This is a genomic window from Nitrospirota bacterium (genome assembly GCA_016235245.1).
Classification (GTDB): Bacteria; Nitrospirota; Thermodesulfovibrionia; order Thermodesulfovibrionales; family UBA6898; genus UBA6898.
Genome location: JACRLO010000037.1, coordinates 37,461 through 44,135, shown reverse-complemented (window position 1 = coordinate 44,135; position 6,675 = coordinate 37,461). Strand labels below are relative to the sequence as shown.

The window sequence follows — 6,675 nt, the reverse complement described above, 5'->3', positions numbered from 1 at the left end:
GCACCCGTGTGGTGTTTAGCAGGTCAGCTGAGACACGCCATTTGATCACTGCGCCCTTGTCACCCCAGACGGAATACAGTTTTTTGCTGTACTCGCTCCAGAAAAAGTTATTCTCTGCATCAGGAGGCGACATGAATTCCGGCTTCACGGCAATTGCTCCGTCAGGCATGGGGACTTCTTGTCCGACAGTCCAAATCTCGCTTTCCCTCCAGCGTCCGAGTTGACTCACGCTAGCGAGAAAAATATCGGCATTCCCATCTGAAAAGAGGATTTTGCCGCTGGATATATTGTTCGGCTTTTTATTCGGGTCTATATAATTATTCATTATCGCAAGTGCGCTCAGCACATTCCCGAACTCCAGACCGGAGATCATACCCGTATAGTAATTTGTACCGCTGACACTGCTTGCAAAGGCTATCGTCACCCCGGAATGTACTGTTTTTGTGGAGCTTGTTTTTGTTCCTGATGCCCGTTCCAGCCCGTCAACATAGAGTTTCTGTGCCACCGTTCCGCCAAAGGTATGTACGGCATAGTGCCAATTACCGTCTGCAAAATTGGTCCCGATAGTCTGAATAACCTCTTCTGTTCCGTTATACACCTTGGCCTTCAGATTGCCGTTTGAGAGCCAGATGTCTCTGTCCCCGTTTGCAACCTTTGCACCATTTGTTATCGAAAGAATGCCGGCATTTTGATCGCTCGTTTTGAACCAGAATGCAACAGAGTAACTGGTATCACTGACAGATTCTTCACCAAAGATATACTGACTCTTGCTGCCGTCAAAATTCATGGTCGAGCCTTCTATAAAACTCGAGGCTGTTCTGAAGCTGCCCGCAACAAAGGTCGTGCCCGATCCATCAGCAACAATGCCCCGGGCATTTTCATCATCATACAACCCACCCCTCGTAGCCCATGACAGACTGCCGCTGCTGGCCAAATATTTCAAAACAAAGGCATCGTTCTGGGAAGTACCCTTTGCATATATCGTCTTGATAACACTGCCATTTTCAAACAGCTGGAGGTTGCCCCTGAAATTGCCGGTTGCATAAACGCCCCGTTCGGCCAATGCCATTTTATCGACCGACAGAGAGAATGCCTCGGCAGAGTTTGCCGTTGATGAAGGGCCTGCTGACCTGGCCCATTGCCAATCTGCTGAAACATTGCTCCCACCGTTGAGTCTTGCGACAAAGGCATGTACCGGGGCATTGATACCGCCGGTCGTATCATTGAGTTGTGTTGCCCCAAGCTTGGGGGAATTCTTGTATCCGCCTGCAATATACAGGTCTCCGTCAGAATCCATTGCAATGGCATTCGCCCATATTGAATCGGTCGAGGTGGTATTTGCAGAATCAATAAGCCACCGTACCGACGGGTTCGGAGTCGGGGCAGGATTGCCGAACATGTTAGGCCCCTGGTCATAAATTTTCAGGACAAAGAGGTCCTTGTTGCCAATACCTGAGGTCATGGCCGTTTTTACATTTACCCCATCAGAAAAACTGAAGTCAAAGGTGCTGCTGCTGTCCGAATTGCCTCCCTGAAAATATCCGGTCACATAGACCGTTGTTTTGGGGGTTGTATAGTCGGACTCATCATATTTCACCACAAGACCCGTGGCCCGGTCATCGCTATCACGATATCCGGAAGCGCTCAGGTAACAGACATTATGGCCATACAGATACTGCGCTGCACGGTCCTCAGTGTAGTTTGCCGGAATTGCAGGCTTACTGATCCCCGTGTCGAAATCGAGATAACTGGAAAAAGAAAATGGGGCTGAATATGCCGGCGTCGGGTTTTGTCCATACCAGTGCCTGCATTCGTTTTCGCTCATACCCCAGTTGGAGTCCCAATACCCTATTTCACAGGCATGATGATAATTATAGGAAGCCCAGGGCGCTGCGCCTGAGTGATCGTGCTTGTAGTATGCATTCGATGAGTTGCAGCACCAGTTTCCGGTCAGGCATTCTATGCCGGGGAAAGTGCCGCCCCCTGAAAGCGCCCATTTCCAGTCGCCGTTCTTGGTCAGTTTTGCAATGAATACATCAAAATCAGGATTGTTTGGTTTGTTAGAGAGATAACTCAGAGTTTTCAGTTCCTTTGTTGTAATGGTCCCATTGTCGTTTAAAATCTGAAATATCTGATTTCCGGAAAATGTCCCGGCAACATAGACTTCAATGTCCCGGGTTGGATTACTCCCTATAGGAGTGACCCCTATAGCCGTCCCATATCCCTGCCAGTCCCCGGGGATGCTTTTCGCCCAGAGCCAGGTCCCGTTCGTATCCAGCTTTGCAACAAAAACATCATGCAACCCCTGCGAGTTAAGAATAAAATTTCCGAAATTTGATGACCCACCGAACTTTCCCGTTATATAGACATTGCCCTCATGGTCAACCGCAATGGCGTCAGCAGTGTCTTCCCATATGCCGCCTGCACTGACGACCCAGTCCCAGCCGCCTCCTGCATCAAGTTTCCCCACAAAAATGTCCGAGCAATAGCCGTTTGTACAGCTGCCGTTTGGCGGAGCCTGGAGAGTTGTTGTCCCAATGGTCGCGGTGCCGGTAAAATAGCCGGCCACATAGACACTCCCATTCTTGTCTACTGTGGTTGCGAGGACCTGGTCATTCAGCGAACCACCAGCCCTCTGCGGCCATCCGGAATCTGCATGAGCCTGCCCTGCATTCACCCAGAATAGACAGGAAAATAGCAGAACAATTAAAGTCAAAGACTTGGTCAGCACCTGTTTTATGATCTCACACTGTTTTTTTCCGGTGAATGTTTTCATTGGTTTAACTCCCCTATATCGGTCACCCTCTGCAGCCGGAAGGTGCCGGACACATATATGGTATTTTTGTGCAGACCTTTAAGCGTCTCCTGATAGATGCCCCCCATCAGGCTGCTGCCCCAGGCAGGTGATGCATTCGAGCCGTTCGGGTCAGTGCTGAATGTCAGGGTCATGTCTCTGGTGACCCGATAGACCTCAAGAATAGGGGTGTTTACCGCGCATATTTCTCCGGCAGGGCAGTCTGCATCTACCGTGCAGCTTCTTCTTGGCAGAGTCAATGAACAGACCCTCTTTGCCTCATTGCCATCGGCATCAAAGACCGCAACGTTTTTGAGAGGTTTAAATTCCTCAGTCAAATTGTCATGCTCAGGATTAAACCGGTGCAGGAAAGGATTTGTCGGATTCTCAGGAGTAAGTATTAGTTGGCCAGTGAGCAGACCGCCAAGGGAAAACGTGCCGATCATGCTCAGGTGCAGACCGTCAAAGTCATACGCTGCAGTACTGATCCGGTGGCAAAACTCCGTATCAGCCAGATTGTCACATACAAAATTAGCAGGGATAAGCGAATCGTCAGTAACAAGTGCATAATGACCGGGGGATCCGGACTTCCACATCTGAATCACATCCTTTATGAGCCGTGTATTTCCTGCGGAATCCACATGCAGCAGTATCCGGAAATTAAACGGAGAAGAAACCGGTGTTGGATCCGTAAAGGCGTTATTTGACGGAATCTGGGACTCAGAAACCTTATCAACAGACACGCTGCCAACCCACAGGCCGGTATAAGAAGGTGCGGCATGAACTATTCCGGCAGCACTCAGCATACAGATACAGACCATTAGAAACATATAACTGAAGACCTTCATGGGTAATCTTCCCCCTTGTACCGTATTGCAATTTTGAACACTATTATCTTCTGCCATCTTAAAACCCGCCTTTCTCAGCGCTGACTGGAACAAGGTATCTGCTCCCCATATCATCAAGTATCTCGATCATCGACTCAGTTCGCGGAGTTGATATACCAGCCCTTTTAAGACCGAACCGGTAAAACTTCTCCTGGCCTGCAGTGACAGTGAAAGTCTCGTCTGCATCAAAAGAAGGCCACGTAATTCCGCCCTTAGGTCCTACCGAAAACTTTACGAGAGGCACGGGATTCTCCATGGGAATAAACTTGACCGTAACAGTCCTTGCAGAGGAAGAAACGTTCTTTATCCAGAGCTTGTTCTCCATGAGTATTTTATGGAAATCAAGTCCGTCACCAAAATCAGTACGGACTGTGATAGGGCCGGAATATGCTGAAGCGCCCTCGGTATAAATCCAGAAGGCCTCTCCGGAGCGCATCTGCATAGCAGCAGGGTTCTGGAGAATTTCCCAGACACCGGCATCGCTGAGGCGATAAATAGCCTGTCCGGCATGGGCGGTGGAGCCACTGAAGAAATCTGCAAATGATGGACTGCTCTGTCCGTTAACGGAAAATCCTGTAAGATTAAAGGAATTCGGTTCCCATGCCTGACGATTGAGCGATGGCCGTCCGGTCACATTCCAGGTGACAGTATTGGTCCCCTGTATTTCTATGAGATATGCACGGTTAACCTGAAGGGCAAAGAGGTTGCTTAATTGATTCTCTTCCCCTCTGGACTTTGGGAAATAGACATGCTAGCCCTGCACTCCGAGCAGTCTTTCACTCGGGTCCTGAACTGCAAAAGGATCTCCATATCTTTTTGCTCAGGCTGAACCTCAAGGAATATCGCATTCCAGCCCGGATGCAGGTTAAATGTCTGTGTCACCACCGGACCGGCATGCACTGAGGCAGAAGTGATCAGCAGAATAAAGACTACGGATACCAGTAATTCCTTCGTGCGGGCAATAATATTCTTCTTCACAGTATCTCCTTTACAAGCCGCCCCGGTAAACCAGGGACGTAAATATTTCCGTGGATCATACGCCATAATTTCTCCTTATTGTCTCGGCAATGCAGGAGGAGCGAATCTGGGTCCTCCTGCCGGCAGCGGTATCTTGCCAAGAAGATCTCTGTTTATCTCCACGTTCAGTGCGGCAGAGAGTTTCCCGTAGAATTCCTTCTCTTTCTGCACCTTCTTTTCGAAGAAAAGCCTGCTGCGTATGATCTCATTTACCTCTGCAAGGGGACGACGGACACTTTCTTTTCTCTCCATCAATTTCACAACGTAAAACCCTGCTGGAGAAACGATCACCGGACTGATCTGCCCGGGATCCGTAATGGAAAATATGGCGTCAGCAATCTCTTTTCCCCATCTGGCAACCGCATCCGCCCGTTTCATGAGCCCTGTGTCGCCGCCCCGGTAACGGCCTACCTGGTCATCCGAATATTTAACCGCAACCGATCCGAAAGAAAGAACAGCAGGATCAATGCTCAGAGCATCTGCCCTTGCATCTTCTGCTTTTTTTTGAAATTCTGCTCTCTTTTCATCAGAGGCTTTTGCCGGGACAGCTATTTCAATGACCGCAGCCCGCACCATCTGTGGAGTGGAATACTCACTGGCTTGTTCATTGTAAAACGCACGAATCTCATCTTCCGTTACCGTAATTTTTGATAGCTCCCGATCAAGATGATCCTGTCGGTAATGATTGATAATGATCCGCTTAAGCGCATCGAGCACCACAGGCCTCCTGTCATATCCATCCTTTATGGCCGTGGCATAAAGCACTTCAGATCTTACCATGTCCTCAAGCAGGGCCTCTCTCTGTTCAGGTCGTTCAAACCTGCCCGAAAGACCGTATCCGCCTCTGTCCATTTCGGACCTAAAGTCCTTCTCTGTCACTTTTACGCTGCCAATTACCGCAAGAGGCTGGTCAGTTTCAGCAAAAGCAACGGCAGTTCGGCCCCCACACAGAACTAACACGGCACAGACCAGAACTCCTGCAAATCCGGCAGGAAGCGTTCTGCTACATTTCATAGAGTCCTTTCACGGAGACAGGACTTTCAGTCTCCACGTCACACCTGAGTTCAATGACTATATAGATTCCCTTCCGGGAAGTCTACGCAAAAGTACTGCGAAAGGGTATGCTACAATTTTAAAAAAATGTCTTTCGTAATAACCTCCCTCTACCGCAGAGATTATAAGCTGAATCCAAGACCCCCAAAGAACAGATCACTTGATAAATCTAACTTGAATTTAAGTATAGCATTGCGAAATATTATGTCAATAAGTTTTTATTTTGTCTCACGCCACGGCATGCCAAGTGACTCCGTAGCGAGATGATCATGTTCTGAATAAGTGAATCGTCAAGAGACCACATGGCATCCACGATTACGATTCATGATTACAATCGCGCAGTGGCACTTATGCCTCTTTTACAATAACCCTTTCCTTCTATGCACCCTTGCAATATACTGCTATAATGGTCAAAAAGGAGGAATAAAAATGGATAAAGTTATCATTGCAGTTGATCTGGGACATTTCAAGGCGTACAAGGTCACCAAACAGGAGCATGAAAGCCCCAAAATAGAACTTATCGAAAGTTATGATTCAATGGAGGCCCATGGAAAATTGAGCGACAAGCTGAGCGACTCAGCCGGTCGTTTCGCTGAGGGAGGAGGGAAAAACGGGGCAGCTAAAGGATACGGCGAGCCGCACAATATAGCACTTGAAATGGAAAAAAAGGCTGCAAAGCTTATTTCGAACGATATCAACGCCATTATCAAAAAAGAAGGATTGCCCAAATGGCACCTTGCTGCGAGCAAGATGATCAACAACCAGATCCTTGACAATCTCGATGCCGCAGTAAAGGCAAAACTTGACAAGAACATTATGTCAAACCTTACAAATACCGACAAATCAGACATTATGAAGCACTTTGAGTAACAGACGCTAACTTCCTTATTCACAACAAAAGGCATGCTAATCAGCATGCCTTTT

At 48.2% G+C, this 6,675-nt stretch carries 6 protein-coding genes; 1 reads left to right on the top strand and 5 read right to left on the bottom strand.

What is annotated here, in order from left to right; translation table 11 throughout:
• The 5 genes from HZB31_14780 to HZB31_14760 all read right to left on the bottom strand — a co-directional run.
• The coding region (locus HZB31_14780; GenBank protein ID MBI5849187.1) for a hypothetical protein at positions 1-2,776 on the bottom strand (2,776 nt) is incomplete at its 3' end.
• Entirely contained in the window at positions 2,773-3,642 is an 870-nt protein-coding gene (locus tag HZB31_14775) for a hypothetical protein (protein ID MBI5849186.1), read from the bottom strand. The genes HZB31_14780 and HZB31_14775, both read right to left, overlap by 4 nt.
• 58 nt (positions 3,643-3,700) lie before the next feature.
• Positions 3,701-4,315 carry a hypothetical protein gene (locus HZB31_14770; protein MBI5849185.1) on the bottom strand — a complete coding sequence of 205 codons (615 nt, stop codon included), beginning with the start codon at positions 4,313-4,315 and terminating at the stop codon, positions 3,701-3,703.
• Between the two features lie 74 nt (positions 4,316-4,389).
• The gene (locus HZB31_14765; protein ID MBI5849184.1) at positions 4,390-4,659 is read right to left on the bottom strand and encodes a hypothetical protein; all 270 of its coding nucleotides are present in this window, start codon (positions 4,657-4,659) and stop codon (positions 4,390-4,392) included.
• Positions 4,660-4,734: 75 nt separating this feature from the next.
• Positions 4,735-5,712: a peptidyl-prolyl cis-trans isomerase gene (locus tag HZB31_14760; protein ID MBI5849183.1), complete on the bottom strand. Its 978-nt coding sequence runs from the start codon at positions 5,710-5,712 to the stop codon at positions 4,735-4,737.
• A 468-nt stretch (positions 5,713-6,180) separates the two neighbouring features.
• On the opposite strand from HZB31_14760, the gene HZB31_14755 reads away from it, so the two are divergent.
• Complete coding sequence (locus HZB31_14755) at positions 6,181-6,621, top strand: host attachment protein (protein ID MBI5849182.1); 441 nt, start codon at positions 6,181-6,183, stop codon at positions 6,619-6,621.
• The last annotated feature ends 54 nt before the right edge of the window (positions 6,622-6,675 follow it).